Below are 18197 nucleotides of genomic sequence, written 5' to 3' on the forward strand. Positions count from 1 at the left end.
CGCGCCGTCTCACGAATCAATCAACCATAACCGCTTCGGGACTCCAGCGGTAAGAGTCCAGACCGTGAACGGTGGTTGCGCCTGAGGAAAATGCGTCCGCCGATCGACTCTTTCGAGTCGGAACAGTGGCAAGCCCGTAGTTCAACGGCCCGTCGAGCCGAAGCCGCCGCTGCCGCGCGCGGTCGTCGTCAAGCTTGTCGCGAGGCTGAGCTCGGCGCGCACCACGGCGGCGATCACCATCTGCGCGATGCGCTCGCCGCGACGGATCGTGAACGGTTCCTTGCCGTGGTTGATCAGCAGCACGCAGATCTCGCCGCGGTAGTCCGCGTCCACCGTGCCCGGTGCGTTCAGCACCGTGACGCCGTGACGCGCAGCGAGCCCCGAACGCGGCCGCACCTGGGCCTCATAGCCGTCGGGCAGCGCGATCGACAATCCCGTCGGCACCATCGCGTGGCCGCCTGACGCAAGGACAAGCGGTGCATCGGCCGGAACCGCGGCGAGCAGATCGAGCCCCGCGGCATGTGCGGTCTGATAGGCCGGCAGCGGCAGGCCCTCGCCATGCGGCAGGATCTGCACGTCGATCGCGATCGTCTGTGTCACGCAACGGGTCCCATGGTTCTGGCAATCTCGGCAACGAGCGCCGTCGCGACCTCGTCCTTGGTCATGATCGGCCAGGACGCGACATGGACGCCATCGGCGTCCTTCGTCAAGAGATGCACGGTGTTGCGGTCGCCGCCCATCACGCCGGTCGCAGGCGAGACGTCGTTGGCGACGATCCAGTCGCAGCCCTTGCGGGCGAACTTGGCCTTCGCGTTGTCGATCAGGTGCTCGGTCTCGGCGGCGAAGCCGATCACGAGACCTGGCCGCTTGTCTTTGAGCTTCGAGATCGTTGCGAGGATGTCGGGATTCTCAACCAGCGCGAGCGGCGGAATCGCCTTGTCCGTCTTCTTCAGCTTCTGGCCGCCCTCGTTGGCGACGCGCCAGTCGGCCACCGCCGCGGCGAAGATCGCGACGTCGGCCGGCAGCTCGGCCTCGACCGCTTCCAGCATCTGCCGTGCCGACTCGACATGCGTGACGTTGACGCCCTTGGGATCGGCGAGCTCGACCGGCCCCGCGATCAGCCGGACGTCGGCGCCGGCGGCCTGCGCGGCGGCGGCGATCGCAAAGCCCTGCTTGCCGGAGGAGCGGTTGGCGATGTAGCGCACCGGATCGATCGGCTCGTGCGTCGGTCCGGCCGTGATCAGCACGCGGCGGCCGGCGAGCGGGCGCGGCGTCGGCGGCTTGAGCATGGCGACGACGGCGTCCGCGATCTCGATGGCCTCGGCCATGCGGCCGACGCCGGCCTCGCCCTTCTCGGCCATCTCGCCGGCGTTGGGGCCGATCATCCGGACGCCGTCGCGCTGCAGGGTGGCGGCGTTGCGGCGCGTGGCCGGGTTGCTCCACATCATCGGGTTCATCGCCGGCGCCAGCAGGATCGGCCGGCTCGCCGCGAGCAGGATGGCGCTGGCGAGGTCGTCGGCGGCGCCGTGCGCCATCTTCGACATCAGGTCGGCGGTGGCCGGCGCGACGACGATCAGGTCGCAGTCGCGCGCGAGGCGGATGTGGCCGACGTCGAACTCGCTGCGCGCGTCGAACAGATCGGTGAACACGCGGTCGCCCGACAGCGCTGACGCGGCCAACTCGGTGACGAACTGCGTCGCCGCCTTGGTCAGCACGCAGCGGACGCGGATGTGGCGTTCCTTCAGACGGCGGATCAAGTCGAGCGACTTGTATGCCGCGATGCCGCCGCCGATGATCAGGGTGACGCGCGCTTCACGGGCGGCGCCGGGCTGAGGGAGACCAGGCTCAGGCAGAGCGGCTGGAGCTGGCGCTGCCGTCGTCGGCTCGGACGGATCGACCGGCTCGATCAGCGCGCGCAGGATGACCCGGACTTCCTCCTCGACGGAGCGCCCGTTCTGCGCCGAGCGCAGTCGTAGATAGGTTTTGAGCGAGTCGTCGAGCTTGCGGATGGTCAGGCTGGCCATGTCCGCCTCCCCAGCAGGGTCCAGATGCAAGCAATGCTAGCAGAAATTGATCGCAGTGCAATCAATGTAGGGTGGGCGAAGCGGCCGCCGTAGGCGGCAGCGTGCCCACCGTCGATCGGCAGGCTCCAGGGTGAGACGGTGGGCACGGCGTCACCGCCATCTCGTACGACGAGACAGCACGGCTGCGCCTTTGCCCACCCTACGAATCTACAGCCTGAGCACCGCGAACAAAATGCCGATGAAGGTCAGCGCGATGACCCACAGCGCGATGGCGCGCCAGCGGCTCTTCTTGCCTTCGGTGCGGCCCATGGCGGCGATGGTCTCGGGCGACAGGCGGAGGCCGTCGCGGGTCATGGTCTCCATGTGCTCGAGCACGGCGGCGGCGCGGGCGGCGAGCACCGGCAGGGTCGCGGTCAGCCGGGCCAGTTCGCCGATTCCGGTGACGGCGCCCTCGATCCGGCCGATCGGCCCGAGATTGCGCTCGATCCATTCTCGCACCACGGGGTCGGCGACCTTCCAGATGTCGAGCTTGGGATCGAAGCCGCGCGCGACGCCCTCGACCACCACCATGGTCTTCTGCAGCAGGATCAGCTCGGGCCGGGTGCGCATGTCGAACAGGCCGGTGACCTCGAGCAGCAGGGTCAAGAGCTTGGCCATCGAGATTTCTTCGGCCGTGCGGTTATGGATCGGCTCGCCGATGGCGCGGATGGCCTGTGCGAAATTCTCCACCGAATGATGCGGCGGCACGTAGCCGGCCTCGAAATGCACTTCGGCGACGCGGCGATAGTCGCGGGTGATGAAGCCGAGCAGGATCTCGGCCAGGAAGCGCCGCTCCTTCATGCCGAGCCGGCCCATGATGCCGAAATCGACCGCGACCAGCCGTCCCTGCTGGTCCAGGAACAGGTTGCCCGGATGCATGTCGGCATGGAAGAAGCCGTCGCGCAGGGCGTGGCGGAGAAAGCTCTGGATCACCTTGCGGCCGACGTCGGGCAGATCGACATTCGCCTCCGCGAGCCGGGCGTGATCGTTCAGCGCGATGCCGTCGATCCACTCCATCGTCAGCACGGTGTTGGCGGTCCGGTCCCAGTCGACCGCGGGCACGCGGAAATCCGGATCGTCCTTGATGTTCTCCGCCATTTCGGAGAGCGCAGCGGCCTCCAGGCGAAGGTCCATCTCCATCGCGACCGAGCGCGACATCGTGTTGATGACCTCGACCAGCCGCAGCCGCCGCGCCTCCGACGAATGCGCCTCGGCCTTTTCGGCGACGAAGAAGAAATCGGAGAGGTCGCGGCGGAAGCGCGCAGCGACGTTCGGTCGAAGCACCTTCACCGCGACCGGACGACGAATGCCGTCGCGCTCGACCTCGCCGCGATGCACCTGCGCGATCGAGGCGGCGGCGACCGGCGGACCGAGATGCGTGAACAGCTGGCTGATCGGGCGTTCGAGCGCGGTGGCGATGACCGCTTCGGCCTCGGCCTGCGGGAACGGCGGCAGCCGGTCCTGCAGCGATTCGAGATCCCGCGCCATGATGACGCCGACGACGTCGGGCCGGGTCGCCAGGAACTGGCCGAGCTTGAGATAGGCCGGGCCCATCCGCTCCAGCGCGCGCGACAACCTTGGCCCGGACTTGGCGCCGGGGCGCTCGATGAGCCGCGCCAGCTTCAGCGCGAGCTGGCCCGGCGGCGGCGCCAGGCTCGGATCGACGGCGCCGAACACGCCCTCGCGCGCGAACACCAGGGCGGCCCGGGCGAGCCGCGTAATGTGGGTGAGTGCGGAGATCACAAACGCCAGCCGGAATGAAGCGCGACGATGCCGCCGGAGAGAGTCTGCCAGGACACGCGGGAGAAGCCGGCCGCCGAGATCATCTCGGCGAAGGCGTTGGGCCGCGGAAACTGGCGGATGGATTCGACGAGGTAGCGGTAGGACTCGGCATCGCCGGTGACGGCGCGGCCGAGCTGCGGGATCACGTTGAAGGAGAACAGGTCATAGAGCTTGTCTAGCCCTGGCATCTCGACGGTGGAGAACTCCAGGCACAGGAAGCGGCCGCCATGCTTGAGCACGCGGAATGCCTCGGCCAGCGCCAGCTCGATCTGCGGCACGTTGCGGATGCCGAAGGCGATCGTATAGGCGTCGAACGAGCGATCGGGGAAGGCGAGCTTCTCGGCATTGCCCTCGACGAACGAGACCTTGTCGTCGAGATATTGCTTCAGCGCGCGCTGGCGTCCGACCTCGAGCATGTCGCCGTTGATGTCGCACACGGTCGCATGGAAGCCGGCGCCGGCCTTCCTGGCGGCGCGGAAGGAGATGTCACCGGTACCGCCGGCCACATCGAGCAGCGCAAACGGCGCATCGCTCTTCGGCGGGTTCAGCATGTTGATCATGATGTCCTTCCAGACGCGGTGCAGTCCGCCCGACATCAGGTCGTTCATCAGGTCGTAGCGCTGTGCCACGCTGTGAAACACGTCGTTCACCAGCGTCTGCTTCTCGCCCAGAGGCACGTCCCTGAAGCCGAAATGAGTGGTTTGGTCCGGCTGATCCATCACCCTTACTCCGATACGGCACCATAGCGCTGATGCGGCCAAGGCGCTATCACGTCAGCCGGACAAGGTGAATGGTCGCGGATGCAAAAGGTGAAATGAGCAGGGATGCCTGAGCTGCCCGAAGTCGAGACCGTCCGGCGCGGGTTGCAGCCGGTCATGGAAGGCGCTGTCATCGTCAAGGCCGAGGCCCGGCGCGGCGATCTCAGGTTTCCGTTTCAGCCCGATTTTGCCAAGCGCCTGCAGGGCCAGACCGTCAGGGGGCTCGGCCGGCGTGCCAAATATCTGCTGGCCGACCTCGGCTCCGGTGACGTGCTCTTGATGCATCTCGGCATGTCCGGCTCGTTCCGGGTGATCAAGCCGGAGCACGAGGAGACGCCGGGCGAGTTTCACTATCCGCGCGGCAAGGACAGCGTGCACGACCATGTCGTGTTTCACATGTCGTCGGGCGCCGACATCGTCTTCAACGATCCGCGCCGCTTCGGCTTCATGAAGATCATCGGCCGCGGCGACATCGAGACCGAGCCGCATCTGAAGGGCCTCGGGCCGGAGCCGCTCGGCAATGAATTCGATGCCGCGATGCTGGCGCGCGCCTGTGCCGTCAAGAAGACCAGCCTGAAGGCCGCGCTGCTCGACCAGCGCGTGGTCGCCGGGCTCGGCAACATCTATGTCTGCGAGGCGCTGTTTCGCGCCCATCTGTCGCCGCGGCGTCTGGCGGCGACGCTGGCAACGAAGAAGGGCGAGCCCACGGATCACGCCACGCGTCTGGTGGAGGCGATCCACGCCGTGCTCAACGAGGCGATCCGCGCCGGCGGCTCGTCGCTGCGCGATCACCGCCAGACATCAGGCGAACTCGGCTATTTCCAGCATTCGTTCCAGGTCTATGACCGCGAGGGTGAGCCATGCCGGACGGACGGCTGCAGCGGCGTGGTGAAGCGCTTCGTGCAGAACGGCCGCTCGACCTTCTGGTGCCCGAAGTGCCAGAAGTGATGTCGCGGCCGAGGAGCCGGCACGGCCGGCCATCCCCGGTCTGCTTGTGGCGGACGGGAGTGGGCGTATACTGCCGCCATGGCTGTCAGCTCGCCCGACCTGAAAGCATTTCTGCTCGCGACGCCGTTCTTCGGCGGCCTGCTTGATGCGAGCCTCGATCTGCTGGTCTCGATGCTGGTCGAGCGGCGCTTCGACAAGGGCGCCGTGGTCGTCGCCGAAGGCGAGGCGGGTCGCTCGATGTTCGTCGTGCATAGCGGTACGCTGGAGGTCAGTGAGCGCCTGGAGACGGGTGCCGCGATCCATATGTCGCGTCTCGAGCCCGGGGATTTCTTCGGCGAGATGACCCTGCTCGACATGCAGAACAGATCGGCCACCGTGGTCGCGGAAGCGCCGACCGTGCTGTACGAGCTGACGGCGCAAAAGCTGTATGCCTTCTACAAGGCTGACATCCACGCCTACGTGATCGTGCTGCAGAACATCAATCGCGAGCTGTGCCGCCGCCTGCGTCGCGCCGATGCGCGGATCAAGATGCGGGAGGGTGGGTCGCGGTAGGCGAGCGGGCGGCGAAGCAGTGCGAAGCGTGCTCGATCTACGGCTGGGCTACTCCTTAACCTCGCCCCGCTTGCGGGGAGAGGTCCGATTGCATCGTGAGATGCAATCCGGGTGAGGGGGTACAGGTCTCACCACGAACACTTCCCGCGTGTCTGCCCCGCGTCTGCCCCTCACCCCAACCCTCTCCCCGCAAGAGCGGGGCCAGGGAGCGCACCGCCGTCGCGGCAGAAGCTCGGGTCCAACTAACGAGGACTACAATCCCGCCTTCCAGTTGATGCCGTTGTCGGCCCAGGTCGGATACACCCGCGCCACCGGCAGTTTCGCTTCCTCGGTGGGCGGCGTCAGCATGATCGGGAATTCGACCTCGGCGTGCTCGCTCGCGTCCTTCAGTTCGCCCGCGTCGTGCATGACGTGATCGCCTGCAAGCTTGCCGGCGGTCCAGCGCCACAGGCTGCGAATCTCCTGCGCCGATTTACCGGCCGCATCGAACTCGCTGACGCCGAGACCGGCGGCGAGCGCGTCCTGGTGGTCGTTGCGCATCATGATGAAGGGCTGCGCCAGCACCTCCGCGATGTCGCGTGGCGCGTCGGCGTCGAGCGCCGTCGTCGCATCGGTGACGCGATGGCCGCCGCGGATCGGGGCCTGGTTGAGCACGAAGGCGAACGGCTTGCGCCAGGCGCGCACGATGCTCAAGGTCGGTGCTGTCGCTTCGATGTCGGCGACGCTCGGACGCGCCGGAATGAGGCACAGATCGCAGTGGCGGATCGCGGCCGTTGTGGACGCCGTGATGCCGGCCCCGGTGTCGATCACGCAGACAGTGAAGCCGTCGCGGGCCAGCGCTTCGAGGCGAGGCTCGATCATCTTGGCATAGTAGCCGGCTTCGACGATCGGCTCGCCCGCGGCGCGGCGCGCCTGCCATTTGGTCAGCGTGCCCTGACGGTCGGTCTCGATCACGCGCACCTTGTGGCCGGCCTGCTGCGCGGCCACGGCCAGACCAATCGCCAGCGTGCTCTTGCCGCTGCCGCCCTTCTGCGTGGCCAAAACGATCGTGTACATCGGGAGACAGTCCTTCGGATGTTGACGGAACTTATGAGAACGCCAAAGCTGAGTGCATCGCGGTTGCGCGGTGCGGAGCTATTCTCGCTCAGGACAGTCCCGGCCCGATCCAACTAACAGAGGGATCGCGGTGGTCCGAATCAGCACGCCGACAAAACTGTTCGAACTATCTCACGCTCGGCCTGTGCCTGCACAGACCGGTTGACTACGGCGGGAGCCGTTCCGAGTTGATAGCAAGGTGCTAGGAAGTTGAGCGGCAGCGAGCCGCGGGCGAGCGATCGGCATCGCCGAGCATCATCCCATGCAGTCGCGATGCTGCACGTCCGATCCCCGCCGGCCGCCGTTGGGCCCTTAATTTTTTCTAAAACGACATGCTTAACATTGCGTAAACGCTGCCGCGCCGCAGTGCACAGCGGCACGATCGCGATGCCGAACCGGTTTGGCGCAGGCTCTACTTCCGCACGCAGATCACGCGCACCGTGGCCGCCTTGGCGTCGAGCGAGGTTCCGTCGGGCTTGACACCATGCGAGGCGAGAAACGCACGCGTCGCATCGGCGCTGACCATCACGACCTGTGTCGATGGGATCAGTGCCGTGCCCGCGAGGACGCCGGGCTTGAGCAAGGTGACGCCGGCGAACTTGCCGTCGCCGTCGAGCGCTGCCGCTCCGGAAAAGCCGAGCCCGGGCGCCGGCGCCAGCGAGGCGTCGCCGGTGCCGTTGGCGGCGAGCTGCGCCTTGACGGTGCTGATCGCGGCACCGCCGCCCTGGCTCTGCGGATCGGCGATGCCGACGATGTCGACCGACGATTTCGCACTGCCGCCCGACAGCGCCAGCGGCTTCAGGCCGCGCCCGCCGTAGATGCGCAGCAGCGCCAGGCCGCGCTCCTTGTCCTCGGCCACGCGCTCGGCATGGCCGAACCCGGGAATGGTGATTGCCACGCAGCCGTCGGTCACCTCGCGATCGGCGATGATGGCGCCGTCCTGGGTGGCGACGATGCCGGTGCCGTAATCGACGCGGCGCCGTGGCGCGGGCTGCGCGGCCAATGTCGACGGGAACGCGGTGAAGGCGCTCGACATCGCGATCACGACCGGCTCGACCGTGTTCTCGGTCGCCTGGTCGTAGAGGATGGTCAGGATGCGCACCTCGTCGCCCCGAAAGGTGCCGCGGATGTAGAACTTCTTCAGGTTCTGCAGGCCCGAGAGCACGAAGAAGTCGGGCTTCACCACGCTGTAGTCGACGGTGCGGCCGGCTTCCTTCTTTTCACGGTCGGCCAGTGCCGCGGCGGTCGGGTTGGCTTCCTTGCGGCGCGACAGCACGACCTGCACGGTGCCGGTGGGCGATGTCCATTTCGAGCCGTTGCCGTCGCTGGTCTGCTGCGGCACCAGCTTGGTCGGGATGCCGAGCCGGGCCCCGCTGACCGGCTCGGTCACGAGCTTCCAGCCGACGCCCTCCTGCTTGCGGCGCGCGGTGTCGGCAAGCACGGCGCGCTCCTGCGGGTTCAACACGCCGGTCGGCTTGCCGCCGGATAGCTTCTGGTACTCCTTGATCGCGTTGACCATGCGCTCGCTGACGTCGCCGGTGATCGCGCCATTGTACTGGCCGACCCAGGCAAGATCGGATTGCAGCGCGAGCCGCTCGGCCTGGCTCATCGCGTTGGCGGTGTCGGCGGGCGCCTGAACGCCCGGGCGCGCTGGCTGGGTCGCGACCGGCTTGGGCTTGGCGCCGGGCATCGTGGGCGTCTGTGCCTGCACCGACGCGCACGCGGCGATCCCGCAGATGAAGGTTGCCGTGGCCAGCCGTCTCATGACAAATCCCGATGCTCTTGCCGCGCCGTTAAATAAGCACATCTGCTTGGTCGGTCACAATCCGGCGAGGGTTCAGTGCGGAGATCCGCCGTCTTCGCTACGGGCCGGCAATGGGCTGACAGCGATGCGGCGGCGGAAGGACGGTGTAACGATGCTGAGCGACGAAGAAGTGGAGCGCTATGCCCGTCACATCGTGCTGCGCGATGTCGGTGGTCCCGGTCAGGCGGCGCTGAAGCGCGCCGCGGTGCTGGTGGTCGGCGCAGGCGGCCTCGGCGCGCCGGCACTGATGTATCTCGCCGCCGCCGGCGTCGGCACGATCGGCGTGGTCGACGACGACGTCGTATCGCTGTCGAATCTGCAGCGCCAGGTCATCCATGCGACCCCCGACATCGGCAGGCCCAAGGTCGAGAGCGCCGCCGAGCGCATCAATGCGCTCAATCCGCATGTGAGCGTCGTGGCGCATCGAAGCTGGCTCAATGCCGACAACGCGCTCGATCTGATCGGCGGCTATGATCTCGTGCTCGACGGCTCCGACAATTTCGACACGCGCTATCTCGTCTCCGACGCCTGCTTCCTGGCCGGGAAGCCGCTGATCACCGGCGCGCTCGGGACTTTCGATGCGTCGCTGACGACGATCCGCGCGCATGAGCGGAACGAACAGGGCCAGTTCAATCCGACCTATCGCTGCCTGTTCCCCGAGCCGCCGCCGCCGGGCACGGTGCCGGCCTGCGCGGAAGCCGGCGTCATGGGCGCGCTCGCCGGCATGCTGGGATCGATGATGGCGCTGGAGGCGATCCGGGAGATCGTCGGTTTCGGCGAGGGTCTGGTGGGACGGCTCTTGATGCTGGACGCGCGCACGATGCGGTTCGAGACGCTGCGCTACGGGCGCGATCCGGCGAACCCGTTGAATGGCGACGGGCCTGTGATTGCGGATTTGAGTGCGCACCGAAAGTGAGGTGTGCGTGAGCCGAGAGGCCGCCACGCATCTAGTTGTCGGTCATGAGTTGAGAGACTCTCGCCTCACTCTCCGCTGTCGTCCCGGACAAGCCGGGGCGACGCGATAGCGTCGGCGCGGCGCCGATCCGGGATCCATACTCCGTGAGCGTGATGAGGCGCGCGGAATTGACGGCCTGCCCGTTTCAGACGTCAGGCGATATGGGTCCCGGCGTTCGCCGGGACGACGCCGAGGGGCTTGCCCGGTCTCGGCTCACATTCGCTTCCCGCGCTCACTGTCCATGTGGACCAGCTGCGACTCCGGATAGCGTTCGCCTGCCGCGACGCCAATCGGGAAGGCCTTGTCGAGCGCAGCGAGTTGCACTTCGGTGAGCTTGACGCAGAGCGCGCCGAGCGCCTCGTCGAGGCGGTCGCGGCGGCGGGCGCCGACCAGCGGGACAATGTCGTTGCCCTGCGCGGCCACCCAGGCGATCGCGACCTGCGCCGGCGTGGCGCCGACCTCGTCGGCGATGCTGCGCAGCGTGTCCACGAGGGTAAGATTCCGGTCGAGATTGTCGCCCTGGAAACGCGGCGAATGGCCACGGAAATCAGCGGCATTGGCGCGGTCCTTCGACCAGTGGCCGCTGATCAGTCCGCGCGACAGCACGCCGTAGGCGGTGATGCCGATGCCGAGCTCGCGGCAGGTTTGCAGGATGTCGCTCTCGATGCCGCGCGAGATCAGCGAATATTCGATTTGCAGATCCGCGATCGGGTGCACCTTGTGCGCCCGGCGGATCGTCTCGGAACCGACCTCCGACAACCCGATATGCCGGATGTAGCCGGCCTGTTTCAGCTCGGCCATCGTGCCGATGGTCTCCTCGATCGGCACCTTGGGATCGAGCCGCGCCGGGCGATAGATGTCGATGGCGTCGACGCCGAGCCGCTGCAGCGAATAGGACAGGAAGGTCCTGATGGCCTCGGGCCGGCTGTCATAGCCGAGCCAGCTCCTGTCGGGGCCGCGCAGCGCGCCGAACTTCACGGAGATCTGCACGTTGCGCGGACCGGCCGAGGCCAGCGCCTCGCGGATCAGCATCTCGTTGTGGCCCATCCCGTAGAAGTCGCCGGTGTCGAGCAGCGTGATGCCGGCGTCGAGCGCGGCGTGGATGGTGGCGATGCTCTCGGACCGGTCGGTGGGGCCGTAGAAGTCCGACATGCCCATGCAGCCTAGTCCGATGACCGAAACCTCGGGGCCGGTCGAGCCGAGTTGGCGGGTTTGCATGATCAATCTCCTCTTGCTGGCGCAGGCGGCCTGCTGGTCCGCCCGGACAACGCGGATATCGGCGGATTTCCGCGGTTCGAAAAGCTGGACAATTCCGAATGGACTGTTCAGCATGTCGAACAATGAGCGAGCCGGACCTCCGTGATCTTCAAGCCTTTGCTGCCGTGGCTCGCAGCGGCAATTTCCGCCGCGCCGCGCGCGAGCAGGGGCTCGCGGCATCCAGCCTCAGCCAGCGGCTCAAGGAGCTGGAGCAGCGGCTCGGCGTCCGGCTGCTCAACCGGACCACGCGAAGCGTCGGCCTGACGCAGGCCGGCGAGGCGCTGCTGGCACGGCTCGAGCCTGCGCTGTCCGAGATCGAAGCGGCGATCCATCAGGTGCGCGGCCAGCAGCAGGTCGCGGCGGGACGCCTGCGCATCAATGCGCCGCCGCCTGCGGTCGATCTGGTGCTGGCGCCGATGGTCGCGCCGTTCCTTCAGGCCTATCCGCTGATCGAGCTCGAGATCGTCGCCGACAGCGGCTTTGTCGACATCGTGCAGGCCGGGTTCGATGCCGGCGTGCGCTATGGCGAGCACCTGGCGCAGGACATGATCGCCGTACCGCTCGGCGAAACGCAGCGCTACGCCATCGTCGCCTCACCGCAATATGTTGCGCAGCATGGCCGTCCCGCGCATCCGCGCGACCTGCTGCAGCATGGCTGCATTCGGACGCGCTTCTCGTCCGGTGCGATGCTGGAATGGGAGTTCGAGAAGGACGGGCAGGTGATCAGGATCGCGCCGCCGGCTCGGCTGATCGCGGTCCAGCTCGGTCTGGCCTTCCGTGCCGCCTGTGACGGCGTTGGCTATTGGGCGACCTTCGAAGGACATGTGCGTGATGCGCTGGCGGATGGCCGCCTCGTCAGCGTGCTCAACGATTGGTGTCCGCCGTTCCCCGGGCCGTATCTGTATTATCCGAGCCGACGCCAACCACCGCCGGCGCTGGCAGCGTTCGTGTCTTTCGTCGGCGAGTGGCGGAAGCGGGCGGGCGGCCGGACCGAGCTGTCGTCCCGGCCTTGAGCCGGGATCCATAGCCACCGAACTGAATACGTTATGCGCGATCAGCCGCGTGCCCGTTTTCAGACATCGCGCGGTGTGGGTCCTGCGTTCGCAGGGTCGACACCGATTGCTGAGATGGCTAGTCGGCCTACAGCATGCTCGGCAGCACGCGGTCCGGCGGGCGGTGGTTGTCGAGGAAGGTCTTGATGTTGATGATGACCTTCTCGCCCATCTCGACGCGGCCCTCGATCGTGGCCGAGCCCATGTGCGGCAGCAGCGTCACCTTGCCAGCCTTGGCGAGGCGCACCAGGCGCGGGTTCACCGCCGGCTCGTGCTCGAACACGTCGAGGCCGGCGCCGGCGATGTCGCCGGCTTCGATCAGCCGCGTCAGCGTCTCCTCGTCGATCACCTCGCCGCGCGCCGTGTTGACGATGTAGGCGTCCTTGCGGATCAGCTTCAGCCGGCGCGCCGACAGGAGATGGAACGTCGCCGGCGTATGCGGGCAGTTGACCGAGATGATGTCCATCCGCGCCAGCATCTGGTCGAGGCTCTCCCAATAGGTGGCGCCGAGCTCGTCGGCGATCACCGGCGCGACCGGTCGGCGGTTGTGATAGTGGATCTGCAGGCCGAAGGCGCGGGCGCGCCGCGCCACCGCCTGGCCGATGCGGCCCATGCCGATGATGCCGAGCCGCTTGCCGCCGATGCGGTGGCCGAGCATCCAGGTCGGCGACCAGCCCGCCCAGTTCTTGCCCTCGGTGAGAACGGAAGCGCCCTCGATCAGCCGCCGCGGCACGGCAAGGATCAGCGCCATGGTCATGTCGGCGGTGTCCTCGGTGAGGACCTTCGGCGTGTTGGTGACGGTGATGCCGCGCGCGACGGCCGCCGCGACGTCGATGTTGTCGACGCCGTTGCCGAAGTTGGCGATCATGCGCAGCTTGCACTCGGGCTGATTGAGAATGTCGGCGCTGATGTGGTCGGTGACCGTCGGAACCAGCACCTCGGCGGTGCGTACGGCATCGGCGAGCTGCTCCTGGCTCATCGGCTCGTCGTCGAGATTGAGCCTGGCGTCGAACAGCTCGCGCATGCGGGTCTCGACCGAGTCCGGCAGCTTGCGTGTCACCACGACGAGGGGCTTTTTCCTACCTGACATGTGCTGCTCTCATGAGATCCTTCAGACCTCATTAACCGGGTTCGCCGAAACTACCGTCGTCGCCTGAGAGCGGCGCTTCCCTGGACTGGTCGTGTCGGATCTCGCAGGTGGGCCGATCCGTCCCTGACAGGGCTTCGCGAGCGATTCTCAGGCGCTTCCTGGCCGCTTGTGTTCGGTCCTGTCTAGCAGAAGGCCGGGCCAAGACAAGAAGCCAACGGCGGGTCGGGACTGGCGCTTTCGGCAAGCCCTCTCCGAGCACGAAGGGGGGCAGCCGGGCGGTTCGATGGGGATCGGGCGAAGGATCGCAACGCAATCCGCCTTGATCGGAGCGCGGGTCGATCCTTTCGAGGGAGAGTAAGTTGAGTAAATCGACGTTGTGGCGTTTGGGTGCTGTCGTGGTGCTGCTGGTCTGTCTGTTCGACGTTGCCGTCGGCAGGGGCCGCGTTGCGGCGAAGGACTCCGTTCTCACCACCAGCGGCCTGCCGGTGCCGCGCTATGTCAGCCTGAAGTCGGATCATGTGAACGTTCGCGCCGGTCCGACCAAGGACAACGACGTGGCCTGGGTCTACACGCGCTCCGGCCTGCCGGTCGAGATCACCGCGGAATATGAGAACTGGCGCCGCGTGCGCGATTCCGAAGGCTCGGAGGGGTGGGTCTATCACTCCTTGCTGTCGGGGCGCCGCACGGCGGTGGTCACGATGAAGAACAAGGACGATCTCGCCCCGATCTATGAGAGCGCCGACGCCACGAGCGGGATCACCGCGCGGCTGCAGGCCGGCGTCGTCGCGCAAGTGAAGAAATGCGGCAACGGCTGGTGCCACGTGCTCGGCAATGGTTTCGAAGGCTGGATCCAGCAGCAGCGGCTGTGGGGCGTCTACGCCGACGAGCAGGTCAATTGAAAGCCCAGGTCAGCGCCATGCGCTGACCTCTATCCTGACGCACGCCCGACACAAAAATGCCCGCAGCGGCTGCGGGCTTGATGCTTCGATGACGATGTTCCGGAGGCTCAACGCTTCTTGCGCAGCCGGACGACCATGTCGATCCGGGCGATCTCGTAACCTTCGGGCGCCTCCGGCAGCTTCGACAACGCCAGATGCTGGTCAGGGATGTCGACCAGCTCGTGGTTGTTCTCGAGATAGAAGTGATGGTGGGCGGTGACGTTGGTATCGAAATAGGTCTTGGTGCCGTCAACGCTGACCTGGCGCAGCAGACCGGCGTCGGTCAGCTGGTTCAGCGTATTATAGACCGTGGCGAGCGAGACCGGAACCTTGGCCAGCGTCGCTTCCTCATAGAGCATTTCGGCGGTCAGATGCCGCGCACCCTTGCCGAACAACAGCCAGCCCAAGGCCATGCGCTGGCGGGTCGGGCGCAGCCCGGCCGCCTGCAGCATCTCGTTGACGTCGTGCCATGGGCAGCCATTGAGTGCCGGCTGCCGGCCGCTCCCGAGATCCGGGTTGCCGCGATCATGACCATTCATCGAGGCGTTGTTGCTGACATCCACTTCAAGCACCGCACAATTCGCTCTCATCCACAACTGATATAGGAAGAAACCCATTCAGATGCAAGCTTATCGCAACTAACGTATCTAGAACGCCCCTAAACTGCATTTGCCGTCCGGTTCGGGCGCGGGGCCCGGTGCTGCGTCGATTTACCTGGATACGCGCATTGACGCCGCAATTCTCTATGTTAGAGAGCGCCCGGACCCGATTTGCCCTGCCATGGTGAGCGCCGGCGGCCGTGATGGCCATGTGCGCGAATCCAGGCGTCGTTAAGCCCGCCGCCGACAGCGGTCATGTTCGCCAGGTGCGATGGCCCAGCCTTCGTGCCGACGCGATGACCGGCCAGCGCGGCGCGGAAGGGGGCGGCGCGCGGGAAGGGTCCATGTCGCGCGGCACAAATTCCACCGGGGATCGTTGAGAAAGGCCACCAAGCATGCTGGATCGGCGCAGCGAATATGAATACGAGGACCTGCTGGCCTGCGGCCGCGGGGAGCTGTTCGGCCCCGGCAATGCGCAACTGCCGCTGCCGCCGATGCTGATGTTCGATCGGATCGTCGAGATCTCCGAGACCGGCGGCGAGTACGGCAAGGGTGTCGTCCGCGCCGAGCTCGACGTGAAGCCGGATCTCTGGTTCTTCGGCTGCCATTTCAAGAATGATCCGGTGATGCCAGGCTGTCTCGGCCTCGATGCGATGTGGCAGATGGTCGGCTTCTACCTCGGCTGGACGGGCGGCGCAGGGCGCGGCCGCGCGCTGGGCCTCGGCGATCTCAAGTTTTCCGGCCAGGTTTTGCCGACCGCGCGCCAGGTTGTGTACAACGTCGACATCAAGCGCGTGATGCGCTCAAAGCTGGTGCTCGGTATTGCCGACGGGTGGCTTTCGATGGATGGCGAGATTATCTATCGCGCCAAGGACCTGAAGGTCGGCCTGTTCAAGCAGGACGCCGCGCCGACTTGAACCGGCAGGCTGCGACCACAGACAGTGCAGCAGGCACGACTGCAACACAACACACGAGCAAGGTGAGGCGGACATCATGAGGCGGGTTGTCATCACGGGCATGGGCATCGTCTCATCGATCGGCAACAACACCCAGGAGGTGCTTGCCAGCCTGTACGAGGCGAAGTCCGGCATCTCCCGTGCTGAGAAATATGCCGAGCTTGGGTTTCGTTCGCAGGTGCAAGGCGCGCCGACGCTGAATCCCGCCGACGTGGTCGACCGCCGCGCCATGCGCTTCCTCGGCGAGGGCGCCGCGTGGAATCACGTCGCCATGGAGCAGGCCATCCTCGATTCCGGGCTGGAGCCGACTGACGTCTCCAACGTCAGAACCGGCATCATCATGGGCTCCGGCGGGCCCTCGACGCGCACACTGGTGGAAGCGGCCGACATCACCCGCACCAAGGGCCCGAAGCGCGTCGGTCCGTTCGCCGTGCCGAAGGCGATGTCGTCGACGGCCTCGGCGACGCTGGCGACCTGGTTCAAGATCAAGGGCGTCAACTACTCGATCTCCTCGGCCTGCGCGACGTCCAATCATTGCATCGGCAATTCCTACGAGATGATCCAGTACGGCAAGCAGGACGTGATGTTCGCCGGCGGCTGCGAGGAGCTCGACTGGACGCTGTCGGTGCTGTTCGACGCGATGGGCGCGATGTCGTCGAAGCACAATGACACGCCCGCGACCGCGTCGCGGCCCTATGACGTCACGCGCGACGGCTTCGTGATCGCCGGCGGCGCCGGCGTCCTCGTGCTGGAAGAGCTTGAGCATGCCAAGGCGCGCGGCGCCAAGATCTACGGCGAGATCGCGGGCTACGGCGCGACCTCGGACGGCTACGACATGGTGGCGCCGTCGGGCGAAGGCGCCGAGCGCTGCATGAAGATGGCGCTGTCGACCGTGAAGACGAAGATCGACTACATCAATCCGCACGCGACCTCGACGCCGGCCGGCGATCCGCCGGAGATCGAGGCCATCCGCAAGGTGTTCGGATCGGGCGAGAAGTGCCCGCCGATCGCCGCCACCAAGGCGCTGACCGGCCACTCGCTCGGCGCCACCGGCGTCCAGGAGGCGATCTATTCGCTGCTGATGATGAAGAACGGCTTCATCTGCGAGAGCGCCAACATCACCGAGCTCGATCCCGCCTTCGCCGACATGCCGATCGTGCGCAAGCGCATCGACAACGCCAAGCTCGGCACCGTGCTGTCGAACTCGTTCGGCTTCGGCGGCACCAACGCGACGCTGGTGTTCAAGCAGCTCGACGCTTAAGATTTCAAACAGCACTGGTTTCGTCGGCATCATGGCCGGGCAGCAGCGCGAAGCTCATTCTTCGCACCGATGTCCGGCCATTGGCGTCTCGAAGGCGGAACGATCATCCTGGCTGGGCCGATCCCGGCATGACGAAGGAGAGACATCATGCAGGGTCTGATGAAGGGCAAGCGCGGGCTTGTCATGGGCATCGCCAACGACCATTCGATCGCCTGGGGCATCGCCAAGACGCTGGCTGCGCATGGCGCCGAGATGGCCTTCACCTATCAGGGCGACGCTCTCGGCAAGCGCGTCCGCCCGTTGGCAGACGAGCTCGGCGTCAAGCACGTGCTGCCTTGCGACGTCGAGGACATCGCCAGCGTCGATGGCGTGTTCACTTCGCTGCGCGAAGCCTGGGGCGGGCTCGACTTCATCGTCCACGCCGTCGCTTTCTCGGACAAGAACGAGCTCAAGGGCCGCTATGCCGACACCTCGCGCGAGAATTTTGCGCGCACGATGCTGATCTCCTGCTTCTCCTTCACCGAGATCGCCAAGCGCGCCGCCGAGCTGATGCCGGAGAGCGGCGGCAGCATGATCACCTTGACCTTCGACGGCTCCAACCGCGTGATGCCGAACTACAACGTGATGGGTGTCGCCAAGGCCGCGTTGGAAGCCTCGGTGCGCTATCTTGCCGCCGATTACGGCCGCCGCAGCATCCGCGTCAACGCGATCTCGGCCGGCCCGGTGCGCACGCTGGCGGGCTCGGGCATCGGCGACGCCCGCTTCATGTTCGCGTTCCAGCAGAAGCACTCGCCGCTCGGCCGCGGCGTGACCCTGGAGGAGCTTGGCGGCTCCGCGCTGTATCTGTTGTCGGAGCTGTCCGGTGGCGTCACCGGCGAGATCCACTATGTCGACTCTGGTTACAACGTGATCTCGATGCCGCGCCCCGAGGATCTCAAGGCGGACTGACCTCCGCGCGCATCGGCGGTATCGGGGGACGCGAGACTCCGTCCTCCGATCGACCCAAATTTTCCCAGTTGAAGACAATGTTCCTGAACGGCTAATCAGGAGGCATTGGCGCAACTCTTGCGGTTGGCTGTTGCGACGA

17 protein-coding genes are annotated in these 18197 nt (G+C 66.4%); 8 read left to right on the plus strand and 9 right to left on the minus strand.

Annotated elements, in window-relative coordinates; genetic code table 11:
- Nucleotides 1-141 precede the first annotated feature (141 nt).
- From dut to ubiE, 4 genes are all read right to left on the minus strand, one after another.
- Nucleotides 142-600: a dUTP diphosphatase gene (gene dut / locus ACQR1D_RS01950; RefSeq protein WP_316179005.1), complete on the minus strand. Its 459-nt coding sequence runs from the start codon at nucleotides 598-600 to the stop codon at nucleotides 142-144.
- A complete protein-coding gene (coaBC, locus tag ACQR1D_RS01955; protein WP_434838690.1) occupies nucleotides 597-2024 on the minus strand; it encodes a bifunctional phosphopantothenoylcysteine decarboxylase/phosphopantothenate--cysteine ligase CoaBC in 1428 nt (475 codons plus the stop codon). Before coaBC ends, dut begins: the two co-directional genes overlap by 4 nt.
- A gap of 207 nt (nucleotides 2025-2231) precedes the next feature.
- Complete coding sequence (gene ubiB, locus ACQR1D_RS01960) at nucleotides 2232-3806, minus strand: 2-polyprenylphenol 6-hydroxylase (protein ID WP_316179009.1); 1575 nt, start codon at nucleotides 3804-3806, stop codon at nucleotides 2232-2234.
- Nucleotides 3803-4564: a bifunctional demethylmenaquinone methyltransferase/2-methoxy-6-polyprenyl-1,4-benzoquinol methylase UbiE gene (gene ubiE, locus ACQR1D_RS01965; RefSeq protein ID WP_434838689.1), complete on the minus strand. Its 762-nt coding sequence runs from the start codon at nucleotides 4562-4564 to the stop codon at nucleotides 3803-3805. Before ubiE ends, ubiB begins: the two co-directional genes overlap by 4 nt.
- Before the next feature lie 105 nt (nucleotides 4565-4669).
- On the opposite strand from ubiE, the gene mutM reads away from it, so the two are divergent.
- Nucleotides 4670-5551: a bifunctional DNA-formamidopyrimidine glycosylase/DNA-(apurinic or apyrimidinic site) lyase gene (gene mutM, locus ACQR1D_RS01970; RefSeq protein WP_434838688.1), complete on the plus strand. Its 882-nt coding sequence runs from the start codon at nucleotides 4670-4672 to the stop codon at nucleotides 5549-5551.
- Nucleotides 5552-5629: 78 nt separating this feature from the next.
- Nucleotides 5630-6103 carry a cyclic nucleotide-binding domain-containing protein gene (locus ACQR1D_RS01975; protein WP_315803949.1) on the plus strand — a complete coding sequence of 158 codons (474 nt, stop codon included), beginning with the start codon at nucleotides 5630-5632 and terminating at the stop codon, nucleotides 6101-6103.
- 252 nt (nucleotides 6104-6355) lie between these two features.
- Here the strand turns inward: ACQR1D_RS01975 and ACQR1D_RS01980 are convergent, their stop codons facing one another.
- Nucleotides 6356-7159 carry an AAA family ATPase gene (locus ACQR1D_RS01980; RefSeq protein ID WP_434838687.1) on the minus strand — a complete coding sequence of 268 codons (804 nt, stop codon included), beginning with the start codon at nucleotides 7157-7159 and terminating at the stop codon, nucleotides 6356-6358.
- A 451-nt stretch (nucleotides 7160-7610) separates the two neighbouring features.
- A complete protein-coding gene (locus tag ACQR1D_RS01985; protein ID WP_434838686.1) occupies nucleotides 7611-8963 on the minus strand; it encodes a peptidoglycan-binding protein in 1353 nt (450 codons plus the stop codon).
- Nucleotides 8964-9114: 151 nt separating this feature from the next.
- Between ACQR1D_RS01985 and ACQR1D_RS01990 the strand changes: the two genes are divergently transcribed.
- The gene (locus ACQR1D_RS01990; RefSeq protein ID WP_434838685.1) at nucleotides 9115-9918 is read left to right on the plus strand and encodes a HesA/MoeB/ThiF family protein; all 804 of its coding nucleotides are present in this window, start codon (nucleotides 9115-9117) and stop codon (nucleotides 9916-9918) included.
- 252 nt (nucleotides 9919-10170) lie between these two features.
- On the opposite strand, the gene ACQR1D_RS01995 is transcribed toward ACQR1D_RS01990, so the two are convergent.
- Nucleotides 10171-11175 (minus strand): aldo/keto reductase, encoded by a 1005-nt coding sequence (locus ACQR1D_RS01995; protein WP_316179020.1) that lies wholly within the window; start codon nucleotides 11173-11175, stop codon nucleotides 10171-10173.
- Nucleotides 11176-11297: 122 nt separating this feature from the next.
- Here ACQR1D_RS01995 and ACQR1D_RS02000 point away from each other — a divergent pair, with 122 nt between their 5' ends.
- Nucleotides 11298-12227: a LysR family transcriptional regulator gene (locus ACQR1D_RS02000; RefSeq protein WP_315803945.1), complete on the plus strand. Its 930-nt coding sequence runs from the start codon at nucleotides 11298-11300 to the stop codon at nucleotides 12225-12227.
- 127 nt (nucleotides 12228-12354) lie between these two features.
- Here ACQR1D_RS02000 and ACQR1D_RS02005 read toward each other — a convergent pair whose 3' ends face one another.
- Complete coding sequence (locus ACQR1D_RS02005) at nucleotides 12355-13356, minus strand: 2-hydroxyacid dehydrogenase (protein ID WP_315803944.1); 1002 nt, start codon at nucleotides 13354-13356, stop codon at nucleotides 12355-12357.
- A gap of 413 nt (nucleotides 13357-13769) precedes the next feature.
- Here ACQR1D_RS02005 and ACQR1D_RS02010 point away from each other — a divergent pair, with 413 nt between their 5' ends.
- Nucleotides 13770-14255, plus strand: a complete 486-nt coding sequence (locus ACQR1D_RS02010; RefSeq protein WP_434838888.1) for an SH3 domain-containing protein — start codon at nucleotides 13770-13772, stop codon at nucleotides 14253-14255.
- 107 nt (nucleotides 14256-14362) lie between these two features.
- On the opposite strand, the gene irrA is transcribed toward ACQR1D_RS02010, so the two are convergent.
- Nucleotides 14363-14833, minus strand: coding sequence for an iron response transcriptional regulator IrrA (irrA, locus tag ACQR1D_RS02015; RefSeq protein ID WP_315803979.1), 471 nt, complete (start codon nucleotides 14831-14833; stop codon nucleotides 14363-14365).
- A 455-nt stretch (nucleotides 14834-15288) separates the two neighbouring features.
- Between irrA and fabA the strand changes: the two genes are divergently transcribed.
- The 3 genes from fabA to fabI all read left to right on the plus strand — a co-directional run bounded on the left by fabA (nucleotide 15289) and on the right by fabI (nucleotide 18058).
- Nucleotides 15289-15810 carry a bifunctional 3-hydroxydecanoyl-ACP dehydratase/trans-2-decenoyl-ACP isomerase gene (fabA, locus tag ACQR1D_RS02020; RefSeq protein WP_434838684.1) on the plus strand — a complete coding sequence of 174 codons (522 nt, stop codon included), beginning with the start codon at nucleotides 15289-15291 and terminating at the stop codon, nucleotides 15808-15810.
- Between the two features lie 76 nt (nucleotides 15811-15886).
- Nucleotides 15887-17110, plus strand: a complete 1224-nt coding sequence (gene fabB / locus ACQR1D_RS02025; RefSeq protein ID WP_315803942.1) for a beta-ketoacyl-ACP synthase I — start codon at nucleotides 15887-15889, stop codon at nucleotides 17108-17110.
- Between the two features lie 147 nt (nucleotides 17111-17257).
- A complete protein-coding gene (gene fabI / locus ACQR1D_RS02030) occupies nucleotides 17258-18058 on the plus strand; it encodes an enoyl-ACP reductase FabI (RefSeq protein WP_315803941.1) in 801 nt (266 codons plus the stop codon).
- Nucleotides 18059-18197: the final 139 nt, after the last annotated feature.

This window comes from Bradyrhizobium sp. HKCCYLRH2047 (assembly GCF_051168175.1).
Taxonomy (GTDB): domain Bacteria; phylum Pseudomonadota; class Alphaproteobacteria; order Rhizobiales; family Xanthobacteraceae; genus Bradyrhizobium.